General features: G+C 62.1%; 14 protein-coding genes. 2 read left to right on the top strand and 12 right to left on the bottom strand.

The window, feature by feature from the left end; genetic code table 11:
• Positions 1-3: 3 nt before the first annotated feature.
• The 9 genes from kdpB to GRI97_RS15595 form a co-directional block, all read right to left on the bottom strand.
• Positions 4-2,034, bottom strand: coding sequence for a potassium-transporting ATPase subunit KdpB (gene kdpB, locus GRI97_RS15635; RefSeq protein ID WP_161392126.1), 2,031 nt, complete (start codon positions 2,032-2,034; stop codon positions 4-6).
• Between the two features lie 13 nt (positions 2,035-2,047).
• On the bottom strand, positions 2,048-3,751 hold the full coding sequence (kdpA, locus tag GRI97_RS15630; RefSeq protein ID WP_161392125.1) for a potassium-transporting ATPase subunit KdpA: 1,704 nt from the start codon (positions 3,749-3,751) through the stop codon (positions 2,048-2,050).
• Positions 3,752-3,764: 13 nt separating this feature from the next.
• Positions 3,765-3,854 (bottom strand): K(+)-transporting ATPase subunit F, encoded by a 90-nt coding sequence (kdpF, locus tag GRI97_RS15625; protein ID WP_161392124.1) that lies wholly within the window; start codon positions 3,852-3,854, stop codon positions 3,765-3,767.
• Positions 3,855-4,208: 354 nt separating this feature from the next.
• Positions 4,209-4,487 carry a hypothetical protein gene (locus GRI97_RS15620; RefSeq protein WP_161392123.1) on the bottom strand — a complete coding sequence of 93 codons (279 nt, stop codon included), beginning with the start codon at positions 4,485-4,487 and terminating at the stop codon, positions 4,209-4,211.
• A gap of 30 nt (positions 4,488-4,517) precedes the next feature.
• A complete protein-coding gene (locus GRI97_RS15615; RefSeq protein ID WP_161392122.1) occupies positions 4,518-5,366 on the bottom strand; it encodes a TorF family putative porin in 849 nt (282 codons plus the stop codon).
• Between the two features lie 173 nt (positions 5,367-5,539).
• Positions 5,540-6,571 (bottom strand): CDF family Co(II)/Ni(II) efflux transporter DmeF, encoded by a 1,032-nt coding sequence (dmeF, locus tag GRI97_RS15610; RefSeq protein ID WP_161392121.1) that lies wholly within the window; start codon positions 6,569-6,571, stop codon positions 5,540-5,542.
• Positions 6,572-6,579: 8 nt separating this feature from the next.
• Positions 6,580-6,855, bottom strand: coding sequence for a metal/formaldehyde-sensitive transcriptional repressor (locus GRI97_RS15605; protein ID WP_161392120.1), 276 nt, complete (start codon positions 6,853-6,855; stop codon positions 6,580-6,582).
• A gap of 52 nt (positions 6,856-6,907) precedes the next feature.
• The gene (locus GRI97_RS15600; protein WP_161392119.1) at positions 6,908-7,498 is read right to left on the bottom strand and encodes a TetR/AcrR family transcriptional regulator; all 591 of its coding nucleotides are present in this window, start codon (positions 7,496-7,498) and stop codon (positions 6,908-6,910) included.
• The gene (locus GRI97_RS15595; protein WP_161392118.1) at positions 7,491-8,642 is read right to left on the bottom strand and encodes a sterol desaturase family protein; all 1,152 of its coding nucleotides are present in this window, start codon (positions 8,640-8,642) and stop codon (positions 7,491-7,493) included. Before GRI97_RS15595 ends, GRI97_RS15600 begins: the two co-directional genes overlap by 8 nt.
• 216 nt (positions 8,643-8,858) lie before the next feature.
• On the opposite strand from GRI97_RS15595, the gene GRI97_RS15590 reads away from it, so the two are divergent.
• Positions 8,859-12,293, top strand: coding sequence for an acyl-[ACP]--phospholipid O-acyltransferase (locus GRI97_RS15590; protein ID WP_235917878.1), 3,435 nt, complete (start codon positions 8,859-8,861; stop codon positions 12,291-12,293).
• 61 nt (positions 12,294-12,354) lie between these two features.
• Here GRI97_RS15590 and GRI97_RS15585 read toward each other — a convergent pair whose 3' ends face one another.
• Positions 12,355-13,170 carry a ribonuclease E inhibitor RraB gene (locus GRI97_RS15585; RefSeq protein WP_161392117.1) on the bottom strand — a complete coding sequence of 272 codons (816 nt, stop codon included), beginning with the start codon at positions 13,168-13,170 and terminating at the stop codon, positions 12,355-12,357.
• 254 nt (positions 13,171-13,424) lie between these two features.
• Here GRI97_RS15585 and GRI97_RS15580 point away from each other — a divergent pair, with 254 nt between their 5' ends.
• Entirely contained in the window at positions 13,425-14,099 is a 675-nt protein-coding gene (locus GRI97_RS15580) for a response regulator transcription factor (protein WP_161392116.1), read from the top strand.
• Between the two features lie 466 nt (positions 14,100-14,565).
• Here the strand turns inward: GRI97_RS15580 and GRI97_RS15575 are convergent, their stop codons facing one another.
• Both GRI97_RS15575 and GRI97_RS15570 read right to left on the bottom strand, forming a co-directional pair.
• Positions 14,566-15,321: a RelA/SpoT domain-containing protein gene (locus GRI97_RS15575; protein ID WP_161392115.1), complete on the bottom strand. Its 756-nt coding sequence runs from the start codon at positions 15,319-15,321 to the stop codon at positions 14,566-14,568.
• A 158-nt stretch (positions 15,322-15,479) separates the two neighbouring features.
• On the bottom strand, positions 15,480-18,146 hold the full coding sequence (locus tag GRI97_RS15570; RefSeq protein WP_161392114.1) for a TonB-dependent receptor domain-containing protein: 2,667 nt from the start codon (positions 18,144-18,146) through the stop codon (positions 15,480-15,482).
• Positions 18,147-18,203 lie beyond the last annotated feature (57 nt).

Below are 18,203 nucleotides of genomic sequence, written 5' to 3'. Positions count from 1 at the left end.
CTCCTAAACGAGACCCAGACCGTTGACGGTCAGATCGATGAGCTTGATGCCGATGAACGGCGCGACCAGACCGCCAAGGCCGTAAATGGCCAGATTGCGGCCGAGCAGCGCCCCGGCACCGGCAGGGCGGTACTTCACCCCTTTCAGCGCCAGCGGCACCAGCAGCGGGATGATGATGGCGTTGAAGATGATCGCCGACAGGATCGCGCTTTCGGGCGTCACCAGCCCCATGACATTGAGCACGCCCAGCCCCGGATAGAGCACGACGAACATGGCCGGGATGATCGCGAAATATTTGGCGACGTCATTGGCGACGGAAAATGTCGTCAGCGCCCCGCGCGTCATCAGCAATTGCTTACCCAGCCCGACGATCTCGATCAGCTTGGTCGGATCGCTGTCGAGATCGACCATATTGCCCGCCTCGCGCGCGGCCTGCGTGCCGGTGTTCATGGCAACGCCCACGTCGGACTGGGCCAGCGCCGGGGCGTCATTGGTGCCATCGCCGCACATGGCTACCAGCTTGCCATCGGCCTGTTCCTTGCGGATCAGCGCCAGCTTGTCTTCCGGGGTGGCCTGCGCCAGGAAATCATCCACCCCTGCCTCGGCCGCGATGGCGGCGGCGGTCAGCCGATTGTCGCCCGTGATCATCACCGTGCGGATGCCCATGCGGCGCAATTCGCCGAAACGCTCCCGGATGCCGGCCTTGACGATATCCTTGAGGAAGATCGCGCCGAGCAGCCGCCCATCGCGCGCCACGGCCAGCGGGGTGCCCCCGCTGCGCGCGATATCGTCGGTGATGCGGCGCAATTCGGCGGCGGCGGGCGTTTCGCCGATGTCGGGATTCGCCGTCAGGATCGAATCCACCGCCCCCTTCTGAATCAGGGTGCCGTTCATGCTGACGCCGGAAATGCGGGTCTGCGCGGTGAAGCCGATCACCTCTGCCCCGGTCGGCAGGCTGGCGGTCGCGACATGAAATGCCTCGCGCGCCAGGGTAACGATCGATCGCCCTTCCGGGGTTTCATCGGCCAGGCTGGCCAGCAGCGCCGTTTCCGCCAGATCTTCCACCCGAATGCCCGCCAGCGGGCGGAACTCGGTCGCCTGGCGATCACCGATCGTGATGGTGCCGGTCTTGTCGAGCAGCAGCGTGTCGATATCGCCTGCGGCCTCCACCGCGCGGCCGGATTTGGCCAGCACGTTGAAACGCACCAGCCGGTCCATCCCGGCGATCCCGATGGCAGAGAGCAGCGCGGCGATGGTGGTCGGGATCAGCGTGATCAGCAGCGCCGCCAGAATGGTGACCGGGATCGATCCGCCGGCATAGGATGCGAAGCCGGGAATCGTGCCGACCGCGATCAGGAAGATGATCGTCAGCCCGACCAGCAGAATGGTCAGGGCGATTTCATTGGGCGTCTTCTGCCGCTCGGCCCCTTCCACCAGCGCGATCATGCGGTCGAGGAAGCCCTGCCCCGGTTCCTGCGTCACGCGGACCTTGATATAATCCGATATCACGCGGGTGCCGGCGGTCACGGCGGACCGATCGCCGCCTGCTTCGCGGATAACGGGGGCGGATTCGCCGGTGATGGCCGCTTCATTGACCGAAGCCACGCCTTCGACCACCTCGCCATCGGCAGGGATCAGCTCGCCGGTTTCCACCAGCACCAGATCGCCTGCCCGCAGGGCGCTGGCCGCGACCGCTTCGGTGCCGCCGTTCTTGACGCGATTGGCGGTCAGATCCGCCTTGGTGGCGCGCAGCGATGCGGCCTGCGCCTTGCCCCGCCCCTCCGCCAGGGCTTCGGCGAAGGTGCCGAACAGCACCGTCAGCCACAGCCAGATGACGAGTTGCAGCTTGAAGCCGGTTGCCAGCCCATCCTGCCCGATCACGAGCAATACGGTCAGGAGCACGGCCACGATGGCGGTGGTGAACATCACCGGATTGCGGATCAGTTCGCGGGGATTGAGCTTGCGGAAGGAATCGCCCAGCGCCGGGACGATCAGATCCGCGGTGAACAGCGATTTGGGAGTATTCTGGCTCATATGCCGGCCCCAATCAGTAGAGTTGCCCGCGGATCATCGCGAGATGATCGGCGATCGGACCAAGCGCGAGGCCTGGCAGGAAGGTGAGACCGCCCACGATCAGCACGATGCCGATCAGCAGCCCGGTCCACAGCGGACCGGTGGTGGGGAAGGAACCGGCGGTTTCGGGCACATATTTCTTGGCTGCCAGGCTGCCGGCGATGGCCAGCATCGGCACGATGACGAAGAACCGCCCCATCCAGATCGCCACACCCAGCATCGCGTTGTAGAACGGGGTGTTGGCGGTCAGCCCGGCAAAGGCCGAACCATTGTTCGCCACCGCGCTGGTGAAGGCATAGAGGATTTCCGAGAAGCCGTGTGGCCCCTTGTTGAGCGGCCCGGCCAGCCCTGCATCCAGCACGGACGCAATGGCGGTGAAGCTCAGGATGATCAAAGGCAGCACCGCAATGGCGAGCACAGCCAGCTTGACTTCCTTTCCTTCGATCTTCTTGCCGACATATTCGGGCGTGCGGCCGACCATCAGCCCGGCGACGAACACCGCGAGAATGGCAAACAGCAGGAAGCCATAGATACCGGCGCCCACGCCGCCGATCACGACCTCCCCCAATTGCATGTTGAACAGCGGGATCATCCCGCCCAGCGGGGTGAAGCTGTCATGCATAGCGTTGACCGCACCGCAACTGGCCGCCGTGGTCACCACGGAAAACAGCGCCGAGGCTGCAATGCCGAAGCGGACTTCCTTGCCCTCCATATTGCCGCCCATGACGCCCAGCGCATGGAGATTCGGATTGCCGGCGGCTTCCTGCCAGTACACGATGGCCGTGCCCGCCAGGAACAGCGCCATCATCGCGGCCAGGATCGCCCAGCCCTGGCGCGTGTTGCCCACAGCCTTGCCGAAAGTGTAGGTCAGGCCGACGCCGATCAGGAAGATCGAGAGCATCTGCACCAGATTGGTCAGCGCGGTCGGGCTTTCGAACGGATGGGCGCTGTTGGCGTTGAAGAAGCCGCCACCATTGGTGCCCAGCATCTTGATCGCTTCCTGGCTGGCCACCGGCCCCAGCGCCAGCGTCTGCCGCGCGCCTTCCAGCGTGGTCACATCGACCGGACCGGCCAGGGTCTGCGGCACGCCGCTGGCGATGTAGAACACCGCCAGAACCACGCACAGCGGCAGCAGCAGATAGAGCGTCACCCGCGTCACATCGGCCCAGAAATTGCCGATCCCGGCCGCGCTGCGCCGCGCGAAACCACGAAACAGCGCGAAGGCGAGCGCAATGCCCGTCGCGGCGGACAGGAAATTGTGAATCGTCAGGCCCAGCATCTGGCTGAGGTTCGACATGGTCGCTTCCCCGCCATAGCTCTGCCAATTGGTGTTGGCGGTGAAGCTGATCGCGGTGTTGAAGGCCAGATGATCCGACACCGGCCCCAGCCCCTGCGGATTGAGCGGCAACACCGCCTGCAGGCGCAGGATCACATAGGTGAACAACAACAGCGCCACATTGAAGATCAGCATATGCACGGCGTAGCGGCGCCAGCTCTGATCCTCGTTCGGATCGATGCCGGACAGGCGGTAGAACCCCCGTTCGACCGGCCCCAGCACCATATGCAGCGGCGTCCGCCGCCCTTCGTACAGCGCAAACAGCCACAGCCCCACGGGCTTGGCCAGCGCCAGCAGGATCGCCACGAACAAGGCGATCAGGATCCATCCCTCGACGGTCATGGTGTGCTCGCTTTCAGAAGCGTTCGGGCCGCAGGAGCACGGCCACGAGATAAAGGAGAAGGCCCAGCGCGGTGATCGCCGCCAGCCAGAGATCGATGGTCATGTCGCCGCCCCCGTCAGATGCTGTCGCACAGGCGTGCGTAGAGCAGGGTCAGAGCCAGCAGGCCGGCGATGAGGCCGACCCAGATGATGTCGCCCATAGTCAGATGTTCCTTGGATAGCGGGCGCCACTGCCCGAAATACGCGCCGGCAGTGGCCCCGTGATGGCGACCGCAGCCCGGCCGCCCCTGTCATGCGCCACCATATTCCGGCCCCCTGTCAGCCTGCGCCCACGCCGGGAGGGCGGGGGAACACAGCAAGAGGATGCGCAATTAGGCCCGGTCAGCGTTTCATTGCGAGATCGGCCCCGGCCGATCGGAATATGTTTTGCATAGTGTTTGCGCCCGCCGGCACGGGGTCAAAGCCAACCGCCTGGGGATTTGGCGATGACCACGCGATCGAACATCCGCGCCCCCTGCCACAGCATGACGCTGCCCCCGCTCGCGCCCAGCACAGCGGCGGCCGCCAGGCCCAGCTCCGCCGCCGTGGCCGGGTGGAACGGGATCGTGCGGACCATGCTCACCAGCAGCAAGATGGCGCCCACGGCCAGGGCGATCAGCCCCGCACCGCCCAGGCGCAGGGCTGGATCGACATACCACGGCTGCGGCACGCGGATGATGCTGCCCGGTTGCAACATGATATCGGCCCGCACCTGCGCCCGCGCCGCTCAGAACGCCGCCGTCAGGCTGAGCACCACCGTGCCATCGGCAATCGATCCGCTGCCGTCCTGCCCCTTGCTGAAATTGGGCTGCAGGCGCAGCGCCTCTGCATCGCTGATGTCGGTATCGACATAGGCCACGCCCAGAGTCAGATTGCGCCAGCTGGTATCGACGCCCAGCATCCAATCCCAATAGGAACCCGTGGGGCTGACGCTCGTGCCATTGGGGCCAAGCCCGGGATTGCCATCCGAATAGCCGATGTGCGCCTTCACGGTGAAGGGCGTTTCGGGCACCGCCATCAGGCCATCGGCAAACAGATAGAGATTGTCCTGCGTCTGGCCGGCACTGTCGGGCGCGTTCGACACATTGGCCAGGGCATATTGCTTGGGCGCATATTGCACCCCGCCCGTCAGGGTCAGCGGACCGGTGGTGCCGGACAGTTTCGCATAGATTTCGGCAAAATCCGTATCATCCGCGCCGCCGGGATACATGTACCAGATCAGCCCGGTGTCCAGCATTGCCCCACCGCCCAGATCGGCCTTGAAGCCCAGCAACAGGTCCAGCTCCATATTGGCACCGCCGAACGTGCCCCAACCTGCCAGGTTGGAAGCCCAGGCGCCGGCATAAAGCCCGCTGTCGTGGCTGACGGTCAGCCCGCCCTGCACCGTCATGTTGCCATCGGTCTGCGATACACCGCGAAACCGGTAATCCGATGCCAGGGTGACCGATCCGTTCACGGTGACGGAACCGGAATCCGCCCCCTCCACCGCCGCATCCTGCGCATGGGATGGCGATGCGATCACACCGCAAGCCATCACCGAAACACACATCGCGCCGACGAATTTGATGCCGTTCATATGCAGATATTCCCGCTTGTCCGTCGATCGACATCAGGATTGATGCGATCGGGATGGCGGCCAAATATCGAAGCCGGGCATTGGAATTCGAGATCGACAAAACGCGATCTGCATATGATCGGTGTTTGGATGGGATTTTCGAGGCTTCCAGCCTGGCGGAAGCCTTCCCGCCCTCAGCCGTGCGGCGGTTCCACCGCCACGGTCAGATGGGCAATCTCATGTACGGGCAGCAGCCGCTGACGGATCTGTGCCGGGGTCACATGGCCGATCACATCCACGATCGCGGCATGCGCCTGCGGGCCGACCTGCCAGATATGCACATCCGCAATCCGCGCATCGCCAGGCGCCTCGACGCAATCATGGATTTCCTTCAGCAGCTGCGGGTCCGCCATATCGAGCAGGATCGCGCCGGTGTCGCGCATCAGCGACCAGGCCCAGCGGGTGATCACCACGGCGCCGACGATGCCCATCAGCGGATCCAGCCACACCCAGCCGAGATAGCGCCCGGCTAGCAGCGCGACGATCGCCAGCACCGATGTCAGCGCATCGGCCAGCACATGGACATAGGCGGCGCGCAAATTGTTGTCATGGCCGGTTTTTTTGCCCGGCTTCGTCGCAGTACCGTGCCCATGATCATCGTCATGATCGTGTCCATGCTGATGATCGTGATCATCGTCATCATGGTGATGGTGGTGATGCGCATGGCTGTGGTGATGGCCATGGCCATGCCCATGCCCATGCCCATGGCTGTGCCCACCCATCAGCAGCGCGGCACTGACCAGATTGACCACCAGCCCGACCACGGCGACGATGGTCGCCTCGCCAAAGGCCACGCCGGTCGGGTTGGCCAGGCGGATCACCGATTCCCACGCGATCCCCAACGCCACCATGCCCAGCACCATGGCGGAGGCGAAGCCGGCCAGTTCGCCGATCTTGCCGGTGCCGAAACTGAAGCGGGTGTTGCCGACATTGGCCTTGGCATAACGATAGGCGATCGCGGCGATCCCCAGTGCCCCGGCGTGGGTCGCCATGTGGAAACCATCCGCCAGCAACGCCATCGATCCGGTCCAGTAACCGGCGATGATCTCGATCACCATCATCACGGCGGTCAGCGCCACCACCCACAGCGTCCGCTTCGCATTTTCATCATGCGACGCGCCCAGGAAATCATGCGTCTGCCGCCGGCTATCCAGATCGATGCTCACATTCCGTCCTATTTCGCATAGCGGCGCAGCAGCGTCGCAATTTCCTGGGCCGCTTCGCTGCGCTCGGCATCGCTCAAGCCCGGCGCTGCGACATGTTCGCGCAGCTGTTCCTCGATCAGCTCATCCATCAACCCGCCGACCGCGCCGCGCACCCCCGCCACCAGATGCAGCGTGTCACGGCACGGCGCATCGCCCTCGACCGACCGTTCGATCGCGGCAATCAACCCGCCAATGCGGCGGACGCGGGCGAGAATCCGATCCCGATCGTGTGAATGATGCGCCATGGGATAGGGGGGTACCCTATATGGAGCAAAAACGCAAACCCCTGCGCCAACGCTATCGCGCCAGCGCCTCGTTCACCCGCTGCAGCGCAGCAGCCAGCGGGTCGGTCTCCCCCAGCAAAGCGAAGGTGCCGTTCAGCGTGAAGGCGCAATGACCATGCACGGTCGCCAGCAGCGATCGGGCCAGCGGCACGGCCTCATCCTGCCGGTCGGGCGGCAGCACCAGCGCCACTTCCCGCACCACCAGATCCATGATGCCGGTGATCTTGTCCTGATAGAATTCGGGCAGCGGCACCTCTTCCGGCAGGCGGAAATCATAGAGCGCGGCCCAGGCATGGCGATGGGCAATGGCGAATTCGAAATAGGCATCGATCGCGCATTTCAGCCGGTCGGCATCCGGCCCGGCTTTCGCCAGCTGGCTGTCCAGGAAGCCACGCCAGCTGTCCAGCGTGCGGCCGTTGATGGCCAGGATCATGCCGTCATAATTGCCGAACACATTGTAGAGCGTGCCGATCGAATAGCCGATCCTTTTGGCCACCTCCCGCGCGGAAAACCGCGCAAAGCCGACCTCCTGCATCTGCCGGTGGCCTTCGGTGATGATCATTTCGCGCAATTCCGCGCGGCTGTGGTCTGACCGCCTACCCATTTTTGCGACGCTTCCGGACGAAGGGATATGTGAACTGGGCGAAATAGCCGCTGGGCACCTTCTCCGGCACGCCATAGCCGGACGGCCATCGGCTTTCAGGCAGGTAATAGGTGCCGAAGATCCGGTCCAGAATCGGGAAGTGGATGGCGAAATTCTTGTCCACCCCTTCCCGCTCGATCGCATGATGCCAATGGTGGAACCGCGGCAGCGCGATCCACTGGCCCAGCGCGTTGAAATCGCCGCGCACATTGGCATGCAGCAGCGACGACCAGACATAGACCACCCCGACATAAGCCTGCATGACCGAGGGCAGGAAGCCGAGCGTCAGCAGCGGCAGCGAGGTCACCGACCGCAGCAGCACGATCTCGATGAAATGCATCCGCGCCCCGGCCAGCCAGTCCATCGATTTCGCGCTGTGGTGCACCGCATGGAACCCCCAGAGGAACGGCACGCGGTGGAACATGCGGTGGAACCAGTATTGCGCCAGATCGGTCAGGAACATCGCCGCCGCGAACTGCACCAGCCACGGCAGGCCGGACACGAATTCCCGCGTGCCGGCCAGCCAGTTAACATGGGCATTGATATAGCTTGATGGCGCCAGATTGAGGAAGGTGAGCAGCTGCACCATCATCGAGCTGACGAGGAAATAGAACAGATCCTCCCGCCATTCGGTGCGGAACAGCCGCTGACTCGCCTTGTGCGGGAACAGCCGTTCCACCGGCGCGAACATCAGCCCGGTCGCGATCATGTTCACGGCGAAGAAATCGACCCCGAAGAAGATGCCCCAGTCATGCGTTTCGCGCGCCTGCACCGCCGCCCCGCCCAGGATCGTGGCCGCCAGCGCGATCAGCAGCGCCGTCAGCCCCAGCGCCTTGCGCGGGCGCAGCAACAGGCTCAGCAGCGCCAGCGCATAAGCCGCCAGCAACACGCCATGGACCACCATGCGGAAGGATGGATTGTCGCGCAGCACGGCCAGTTCGGGCAGTGCGGTCCATTCGGGCCAGCGCAGCGCGAGCACACAGCACAGGCCGAAAATCGCCAGCACCAGCGCGAAAAAGCCGGAGAACCAACCGGTGCCGAATCCGCGCGCCTCGATCGGCGCCTCCAGATCGCGCCCCAGCTGCTTCAGCAATCCTCGCTTCATAGCCACACCTCTCGTGCTTGTTCCCGGGATGCTCATAACCCGGCTTCGGCAAAAATTAAACAGTGATAATTTAATTATTGAACACTGATCATTTTATCGATAGCCAGATGGATATGAAGGATTCGGTCATGGATTCGCTTGCGGCAGGATCAGCCTTAAACCGCCCGTAATATCCGCCGGCCTATTCACTCCCGCACTTTCAGCACAGAGGTACTCATGTCCGCACCCGATCTGTCCCTGCTGACCAGGCGCCGCTTCGCCCCGATGTTCGTGGTGCAGTTCCTGGGTGCCTTCAACGACAATCTGCTGAAGTTCGCCATGCTGTTCCTGGCCAATTTCGGCATCTTCGCCACCCAGCCGGACAAGGCGGAGATGCTGGCCGCGGTCGCCACCGGCCTCTTCATCCTGCCCTATTTCCTGTTCTCCGCCCTGGCCGGGCAAGTGGCCGACATGGTGGACAAGGCGCGGCTGGTCCGCTGGATCAAGGGGGCGGAGGTCGGCATCATGGCGCTGGCGCTGGGCGGCTTCTGGTATCAGTCGATCCCCGTCCTGCTGGCCAGCCTGTTCCTGATGGGGCTGCATTCTACCCTGTTCGGCCCGGTCAAATTCTCCATCCTGCCGCAGCATCTCGCCCCGCAGGAAATCATGGGCGGCACCGGCCTGTTCGAAGCCGGCACCTTCCTGGCCATTCTGGGCGGGCAATTGCTCGCCGGCGTGATTCCCGCGTGGGAGGCTGGCCTGGTCGCCATGGGCATCGCCGCCCTGGGGCTGGTCGCCGCCTTCGCCATTCCCCCCGCCCCGCCGCTGCGCCAGGCAGAGCCGCTGGACTGGAACATCTGGCGCGGCACCTGGCAGATCCTGCGCACGGCCCAGCACGGGCGCGGCGTGTGGCTCGCCATTCTGGGGATCAGCTGGTTCTTTTCCGCCGGCGCGGTGCTGGTGTCGGAATTTGCCCCGCTGGTCAGCGGCACGCTCGCCGCGCAGCAGGAAGTTGCCACGCTGTTCCTGATCGTGTTCTCGGTCATGATCGCGATCGGATCGATCACCGTGAACAAGCTGCTCGGCGGCGCGGTCTCGGCCCGCTATGTGCCCATTTCCGCCCTGCTGCTCTCGCTCGGGCTGATCGATCTGTGGCTCTCGACCAGCGGATTTTCCGTCCGCACGGCCGGCGCCTCCACCGCGCAGTTCCTGGCCACCCCTGGCTCCTGGCGCATCCTCATCGATCTGGCGGTGATCGCCTTCGCTGGCGGCATGTTCATCGTGCCGCTCTACGCCATCATCCAGGTCCACAGCCCACCCGAAGAACGATCGCGGATCATCGCGGCCAACAATATCGTCAATGCCGGGGTCACCGTGGTGGCCGTGCTGGCGATCACCGGCCTGCTTGCTGCTGGCATGGCGGTGCCCGGGCTGATCGGCGTGCTCGGCTTCGCCACGCTGGGCGTCGCGCTGATGAGCGTATGGCTGCTGCCCGAAACCCTGTTCAAGGATGTGATCCGCGCCACGCTGCGGCTGTTTTACCGGGTGGAGGTGCATGGCGCCGAACATATGCCCGCACCGGGGGAACGCGCGGTGGTCGTGGTCAACCATCTCAGCTTCCTCGATGGGCTGATCCTGGGCGCCTTCCTGGCGGGCAAGCCCACCTTCGCCATCAACACCCATATCGCCCGCAGCCTGGCGGTGCGCCCGTTCCTGAGCCTGTTCCGCAGCTTCCCGGTCGATCCCACCAATCCGATGGCGGCCAAGGCCATGGTCAAGGCGGTGAAGGAAGGGCAGACGCTGGTGATCTTCCCCGAGGGACGCATCACCCGCACCGGTGCCCTGATGAAAGTGTTCGACGGGCCCGGCATGGTTGCGGACAAGGCCGATGCCCCGCTGATCCCCGTGCGGCTGGACGGGCCACAATATACCCCGTTCTCGCGCATGAAGGGCAAGGTGCGGCTGCGCTGGTTCCCGAAGATCACCCTGACCGTATTGCCCCCGCGCCGCTTCACCATCGAAGGCGAAATGAGCGCGCGTCAGCGCCGGGCGATCGCCGGGCGGCGGCTCTATGATGAAATGAGCCGGATGATCTTCGACACGTCGGACACATCGCGCACGCTGTTCACCGCGCTGACCGACGCGCGCGACATCCACGGCGGCAAGGCGCTGGTGGTGGAAGATGTGAAGCGCGAACCGCTCAGCTATGATGGGCTGCTGATCGGTGCCGGGCTGATCGGCAAGCGGCTGGCGCAGGGCACGCGCCAGGGCGAAGCGGTCGGCGTGCTGCTGCCCAATGTCAGCGCGGTCGCCGTCACCTTTTTCGCGCTGCAGGGTATCGGCCGCGTGCCGGCCATGCTGAACTTCACCGTCGGCGCCGCCAATCTCCGGTCGGCCTGCGTTACCGGTTCCATCGCCACCATCGTCACCTCCCGCGCTTTTGTCGAACAGGCGAAACTGGCCGATGTCATCGCCGCGCTGGAGGGCGATGGCCGGCGGATCGTCTGGCTGGAAGATCTGGGCCAGACGATCAGCGGCGGCGAAAAACTGCGCGCCCTGCTGGCACGCGGCGGCATCGCCCGGCGTCATCGGAAACTCGACATTTCGCCCGATGCGCCGGCGGTGATCCTGTTCACCAGCGGATCGGAAGGCGCGCCCAAGGGCGTGGTGCTGACCCATCGCAATCTGCTGGCCAATTGCGCGCAGCTTGCCGCACGGATCGATTTCAATTCCGCCGATGTGGTGCTCAACGCCCTGCCCGTGTTCCACAGCTTCGGGCTGACCGGCGGCACGCTGCTGCCGCTGTTCAACGGCATTCGCACCGTGTTTTACCCCAGTCCGCTGCATTACCGCATCGTCCCGGCGCTGGCCTATGATGCCAATGCCACGATCATGTTCGGCACCGATACCTTCCTGGCCGGCTATGCCCGCATGGCCCATTCCTATGATTTCTATTCGCTGCGCTACATCTTCGCCGGGGCCGAGAAAGTGCGCGATGAAACCCGTCGCATCTATGCGGAGAAATTCGGCCTGCGCGTGCTGGAAGGCTATGGTGCAACAGAGGCGGCCCCGGTGATCGCGGTCAACACCCCGATGCATTTCCAGGCCGGCACGGTGGGCCGCCTGCTCCCCGCGATCGAGGCGCGGCTGGATGCCGTGCCCGGCATTGCGGCAGGTGGCCGGCTGTTCATTCGCGGGCCCAATGTCATGGCCGGCTATCTGCTCGCCTCAGACCCGGGCGTGCTGCAACCCCCGGTGGCAGGCTGGCACGACACCGGCGATATCGTCACTTTCGATGATGCTGGCTTCATCACCATTCGCGGCCGGGCCAAACGCTTCGCCAAGATCGGCGGGGAAATGGTCTCTCTGCCGGCGGTGGAATCCTACGCCGCCTCCGTCTGGCCAGACGCCATGCATGCCGTGGTCACCCGGCCAGACCCGCGCAAGGGCGAAACCCTGGTGCTGTTCACCACTGCAGCAGATGCCAACGCGAAAAGCCTGCAGGAATGGGCGCGCGCCCATGGCGTGACCGAACTGATGGTGCCGCGCGACATCCGCATCCTGGCGGGACTGCCGGTGCTGGGCACGGGCAAGGTGGATTATGTGACGCTGGGGGAAATGGCGGCGTCAAAGGGGGATGTGAACGAAGTGCAGGTGGAAGACGAAGTGTGACCGCCGGCAGCGCCCGGGTGGCCGATGCCAAACATCGCCACCCGGCACGCGAAAACGGCAATCAATCAGCCTTACCCTGCACCAACAGCCGCTTGAAGAAAGACGGGTTGGACTGGGATTCAGGTTCCTTGATCACGAGCGTTTCCCAGCCATCGTAACGAACGCCTGAAGCCGCGGCCGCTTCAAGCAGCATGGGTGTCAGTTCTGCAAAAGTGCTGAAATTGGCAGGGGCGTCACAGGTCAGGACCAGCCCTGTCTCGTCTTCCAGCCAATGATCGATGAGCAGGCCTGACGCAGACAAATTTGCGGCAAGCCCCTCCAGGTCTGCCCGATCACCATAGAACCAGAAATCGATCTTCCTGGGGATGGATCCGTCATCACCATGCGTATTCAGGGAACTGATCACTCTTCGATCGCCATCGACCTGCGTATCGAGCTGGGTCGGAGTGACAAAGGCGTCATAGGTTTTGAATGCGAAATGGCTATTGCATGCAATCACCGCGACATCGCTTGATACCATTGCCACCACAGCAGCCAGGTCGAGTTCGGGCGCATGCACGAAATAGATCGTGCGCCTGCCGTCGCCGGTGGCGCTGGCTGTGTGGAAGCCGGGTTCGGCACGATCCGCGACCATGGCGATGAGATGATCTTCAAGATCGTACAACGCGTCCATGCAAAGCGGCATCCCGCTGTCGTTCACATGTCGTGCATCGATATCGCAAATGACGGCGGTGATCCGGTTAGCCCGTGCACATTCATGAATGTCGTCATTGACCCGGGTCCGTACCACCATGAACCCGCCCTCATCGGACTGGCGTTCCAGCAGCATCCAGCGGTCGTTTTCCCCGCCCACCGACATATCCGTCGCATTGTCCATCCTGCCATCCTCTATATGGAACAGTCACAGTTGCTTGCTGGTCTGATGTCGTGCGCTGGCAGCCAACAGCCTGTCTGTCCGCAACGGCAGGGCAATGAAGCACAGGGCGAGGTTGCTGTCATTCGGGAAGCAGTTCCTGCAGCATGAGGGTGATGATCCTCACGGGATCGAGCCGCATATTTCCTGCCGTAATACCGTCATACGGAAGTCACATCCCCCCGGCAGGGAACGCCCGTTACAAGGGGCCTGAGACCATGAAGCGCGTCAAAATCTTCACATCCAATCCGGATGCAGCGCGATTCGCCGAATTCGCCCATGGGGATACGGCCTACAGCTTCGAACTGCTCGGCCCCGATGGTCCGCGCAAGCTGATCGAAGGCCAGGCGCAGATCTTCGTCGACTGGGTCATGCCCGATCTGTCCGGCCTGGAAATGTGCCGTCGCTTGCGCGCCGATGCGCGGCTGCAGGATGCCCATGTCACCATGGTGCTCGAACGCGATGACAGCGACGATCGCCGCCGCGCGCTCAAGGCCGGAGCCGATGATTATGCCGTCGGCCCGCTGGACCGTTCGGCCATGCTCGACCGGGTAATGGCGCTGCAACCGGCCAGCGCCGCCCGCACCGCCGGTCAGGTGATCTCTGCCGGCGGGCTGCATATCAATGTCACCGGCGAACAGGCCCTGTGGCAGGGCAGCCTGGTACCGCTGCGCCCCAATGAATTCCGCGTGCTGCGCTATATGGCCGAAAACCCCAATCGCGTGCTGACCCGCAAGGATCTGGTCGATGCGTTGGGGAAGGCCGGTGATCCTGATTATCTGCGCACCGTCGACGTCTGGATCAAGCGCCTCCGCTTCGGCCTGCGCGGCGCCGGCGCCGATCACCTGCTGCGCACGGTCCACGGCAAGGGCTATGTGCTCGACCTGACCTGAGGGGCACTTCGCATTTGTCGACCAGTATACACGCATTTAACTATACGAAGCCAACCTCCCGTCGCCTGCGACTTGTTCTTCAAATAATTTTTTACTGGTGAGTATTTTTCAATTTAAGTATATTTAAATTTTTTCATACTAGAAACCAGGCAACACTTGTTGGTGAGGAATGGGGTCCGGAAACTTTCCTCGAAGAACCCTATCAACCAACCGAGAAAAAAGAGCCGTATCCAAAAAATAATTTGGGTACGCCCTCTTCAAAGCATTAATATCTGCCACCGAAACTAGAACCACTTGCTTTCTGGATTCATCCGCTATTTGACTTTCTAATTCTGTATACATTCGATTTGCTTCGGCAGATTCCTTAGCTTTGTAACGCATAAGAGTTATATGCCCTTCATCGGGATCAAGCGTTACAATGAAATATTTTGCATCCTTGGCCGAACCCAGCGTTACTAAAGTAGTATTATATGCCTTTTAGCATATCTCTTGCGCGAAGTTTTAAAGTTAACTTTTCAAGTTCGTTACGAAGCGCTATCTTATTGGTAGGAGTTCCCGGCACGCATGGTGTTTTTTCCATTGATGCAATTGCCGAACTCATCAGAGCAAAAAATTGCAACCAATCCTCGTCGCCCTGGCTAGACTTCACTGCTTGCTTCGTAAAAATACCGACAGCCTCAACCGCAGTCGCCCAAGCGTGCTGGGCTTGAGTCCTTATTTGGATTTCAACACGAAGACCATTGTAAGCGGCGGTCTTAGCCGTTCCCATATACTCATAAACCAGATGAAAAGAACGGTACCCATCAGGTTTGGGATTTTGGATATAATCCTTTTCGTTTCTGTATTTATGATCAAAAGATCCGGTCTTATACGCCTGAACAAGACGATAGACTTGGGACAACCTACTGAACACAGCTCGACATCCAGCAATGTCCTGCATCTGTGTCATGCGCATCGTAGGCTTCACGACAAGTTTCCGATGAATTGAGTCAAGCCGCTTTGCCCTTTGGGCAACTACTACCTTACTTTCAATTTTTCTAGCGCGATGCCGAAGAGTTATTTGAAAAGTGTTCAGAGGATAAGCGTGCGCTGAGCGCCAGTTGTTGATCACCCCTAACGCCTCAAGTCCCGAAACATTGCTCACCGGAAATACCATCACACCCAGTGCTTTACCAGCTGCGTTGACCTGCTCAGGTTTGTATTCCGGTACTGACCAAGCCAATGTCTTGCCTACTCATCCAAATCGATTCACATTTTTAACAGCAACAAACTCACGGATCAAACTCGGTACGACGTAAATAAAAAGCCGCCGCCCCGTGAGGGGAGCGGCGGCTTGATGCCCTACGCCAGAAGAGTGGCGCAGGGAGGGAGGCTGTTACCTTAGAACGTGACCGACAGCGATCCCGAGAAGGTGGTGCCGACATTGTAGGTGTTCACGTCGATACGATTGGCTTCGAACTGCTGGAATTCCTCGTGGCGACGGCCGAAGATATTGCGCACTTCGACCTTCGCTTCGACATTCTTGCCAAACACCGAAAAACCTTCACGCGCGACGAAATCGAGCGTGAGGCCCGGCCGTTCGATCACATCGGGCTGCGGCGGCGAACCGTTCAGGCCACGGGTGACCACACGGTCGCTGGCGTAGTTGAGCAGGAAGGTCTGCTGCGACAGCCGGTCTGCGTTTTCCAGGCCGAACTGCAGATTGACCAGATGATCGGACTGGCCGGTCAGCGACGCACCATCACGGAAATAGTCGGTTGCAATGCCCGACGATGCACCGAACACCCGCACCGTATCACCGGAAGACACTTCCAGCTGTGATTTGGTGAAGGTGTAGTTGCCGACCAGCATGATCCGCTGGCCCTGTTCCCACAACCCGTTGGGCAGATCGAACATCTGCTGCACTTCGAATTCGGCACCATAGAGGCTGGCCGAAGGGGCGTTGGCATAACTGACGGTCTGAATGCCGCTGAGCGAGACGATGAACGCTTCGATCGGATTGTCGATCTTCTTGAAGAAGCCGGCCAGAGAGATCTTTTCGTCGCGGTTGATGTACCATTCTGCACGCGCTTCGGCGTTGAAGAGCTGGCTGTCCTGCAGCAGCGGGTTACCCAGATAGGTCCGGTTGCTTTCGGGATCGAAATACGGCTGATAGATCAGCTCGCGGAACTGCGGGCGGGCGATGGTCTTCGACCCGCTGATGCGGAACTGCAGATCCGGGCGCGCTTCCCAGGTCAGGGTCGCGCCAGGCAGCCAGTAATTGTTGTCCAGCTGTGTGGCGGCCGTGGAGCCACTGGGGGTGTTGAACACCTGAATCGGCGAAACCGTCTGCTTGGCGGTTTCATAACGGACACCGGCGTCGAGCACGATGCCTTCCACCAGTTCCGCGTTGATCTTGCCGTAACCGGCATAGTTTTCCAGCTTGGCACGGAAGGCCGGGCTGCTTTCATCGTCCTCGATCAGGCCGATGTTGTAATAATCGATGATGCCCGGCTGCAGCAGCAGATCGGGGCGCAGCATGCCGACACCGGATTCGAAGCTGGTCGGCGCGTCGAACAGGAACGAACGGCGAGAGCTTGTGCGGGTGGTATCCGCAATCGCGCCGCCGATGGTGGCGACCACGCGCGGCAGCACTTCGTAGCTGACGTCCACGCCGCCCGACCACAGATCTTCATTGAGTTCGGAGAAGGTGACGTCGGCGCTGCCGGCGTTGCGGTTCAGCCGATTGACGAAATGGTCGCCATAGGGATCGGCAGGCGTGTTGGTCCGGACATATTCGAACGACAGCTCGAACGGCGCATCGCGCTTCGAATTGGCGTAACCGCCACGCACGTCGATGCTCAGACCGTCCATCGGGTGGAATTCGCCCACGAACTGGGTGTCGATCAGCTGACGGGCATACCATGCCGTGTCCTGCTGCATGAAATCGGCAATGCCCTGCATTTCCTGACCCAGGCCCAGCCGCGTGTGCTTGACGGTGTCGCGAATGTAGAGATTGGTCCAGCGGATGGTGTTCTCGCCGAACTTAAGGCCCAGGCCGAGCATGCCGTTGACGACGATGCGCTGGTCGGTCGAGACCCGACGGTAATCGGAATCCACGGCCGACAGATCGGCAGAGAACGAACCCTGCTGGATTGCATCGCGGGTGGTGTATTTGTTGCTGTAACCGCCACCGACGATCACGCCCAGTTCACTGGCGCCCAGCTGGATGGCCGTACCGCCGGAAAACGAACCCGACCAGTTGGCCGGCATGTTGCTGAAGCGCTGCACGACTGCATTGCGGCCGGTCACAAACTGACCGGCGATGGCCTGCGTATCGACATTCCCGCCGCTGATCCGTTCGCCGCTGGCGAAGAAATCAGCCAGCGCGGGCGGAATGTCACGATTGCCGTTGTCGAAACCGGTCCAGTCGCTGCTGCTCCCGAAATAGGAATAGCCGGTCTGGTTGGTGGTTTCGCTGTCCCAGGATCCGCCGACGCCCACGGTCAGAAAGGGCTCGTCCGGAATAGCCTTCGTGGTCAGATTGATCACACCGCCGCCGAATTCGCCGGGATAGTTGGCGGAATAGGTTTTCTGCACCAGCGAGGATGCAACCAGGCCGGTGGGGAACAGGTCGAGCGGCACGACGCGGCGCAGCGGCTCGGGGCTCGGCAGGGGCGAACCGTTGAGCAGCGCCAGCGAATAGCGATCGCCCAGGCCGCGCACATAGACGAAGCCGGAGCCCACCACCGAAAGGCCCGTCACGCGGCCCAGCGCACCGGCAATATTGCCTTCGCCCGTGCGCGCGATCTGCTCGCTGGACAGGACGTTCAGCACCTGGCTGGAATTGCGGGTCGGATCCCGGTTGATGCGGCCGGTGACCACGATCGTACCGCCGGGAACGGAAATATCCGTTTCTTGCGCGACAGGCTCTTCGACCGGCTGATCAGCCGAAACGGGGTTTTGCTGGCCGCTGTTGGCGGCGGTGTCTTGCGCAAGCGCGACACCAGGAAAGCTCAGCGCGGTGGTAAGCAGAAGCAGCCCACCCAGCTGCTTGCCAGTGGTCATGGTACGAAACCCCTCAAGATTCGATGGTCGAACGCTGCCCGGGACGCCCCCGAAACA

It is taken from the genome of Croceibacterium xixiisoli, assembly GCF_009827305.1.
In the GTDB taxonomy this organism is placed as follows: Bacteria; Pseudomonadota; Alphaproteobacteria; order Sphingomonadales; family Sphingomonadaceae; genus Croceibacterium_C; species Croceibacterium_C xixiisoli.
The sequence above is the reverse complement of the archived record's forward strand: the minus strand, read 5'-3'. Positions and strand labels throughout refer to the sequence as shown.

Bases quoted from the DNA above. Each gene is read 5' to 3' on its own strand.
- GRI97_RS15570 (WP_161392114.1), bottom strand. From the start codon at position 18,146: ATGACCACTGGCAAGCAGCTGGGTGGGCTGCTTCTGCTTACCACCGCG.
- GRI97_RS15585 (WP_161392117.1), bottom strand. From the start codon at position 13,170: ATGGACAATGCGACGGATATGTCGGTGGGCGGGGAAAACGACCGCTGG.
- kdpB (WP_161392126.1), bottom strand. From the start codon at position 2,034: ATGAGCCAGAATACTCCCAAATCGCTGTTCACCGCGGATCTGATCGTC.
- GRI97_RS15580 (WP_161392116.1), top strand. From the start codon at position 13,425: ATGAAGCGCGTCAAAATCTTCACATCCAATCCGGATGCAGCGCGATTC.
- GRI97_RS15620 (WP_161392123.1), bottom strand. From the start codon at position 4,487: ATGTTGCAACCGGGCAGCATCATCCGCGTGCCGCAGCCGTGGTATGTC.
- GRI97_RS15590 (WP_235917878.1), top strand. From the start codon at position 8,859: ATGTCCGCACCCGATCTGTCCCTGCTGACCAGGCGCCGCTTCGCCCCG.
- GRI97_RS15615 (WP_161392122.1), bottom strand. From the start codon at position 5,366: ATGAACGGCATCAAATTCGTCGGCGCGATGTGTGTTTCGGTGATGGCT.
- kdpF (WP_161392124.1), bottom strand. From the start codon at position 3,854: ATGACCATCGATCTCTGGCTGGCGGCGATCACCGCGCTGGGCCTTCTC.
- kdpA (WP_161392125.1), bottom strand. From the start codon at position 3,751: ATGACCGTCGAGGGATGGATCCTGATCGCCTTGTTCGTGGCGATCCTG.
- GRI97_RS15595 (WP_161392118.1), bottom strand. From the start codon at position 8,642: ATGAAGCGAGGATTGCTGAAGCAGCTGGGGCGCGATCTGGAGGCGCCG.
- GRI97_RS15605 (WP_161392120.1), bottom strand. From the start codon at position 6,855: ATGGCGCATCATTCACACGATCGGGATCGGATTCTCGCCCGCGTCCGC.
- GRI97_RS15600 (WP_161392119.1), bottom strand. From the start codon at position 7,498: ATGGGTAGGCGGTCAGACCACAGCCGCGCGGAATTGCGCGAAATGATC.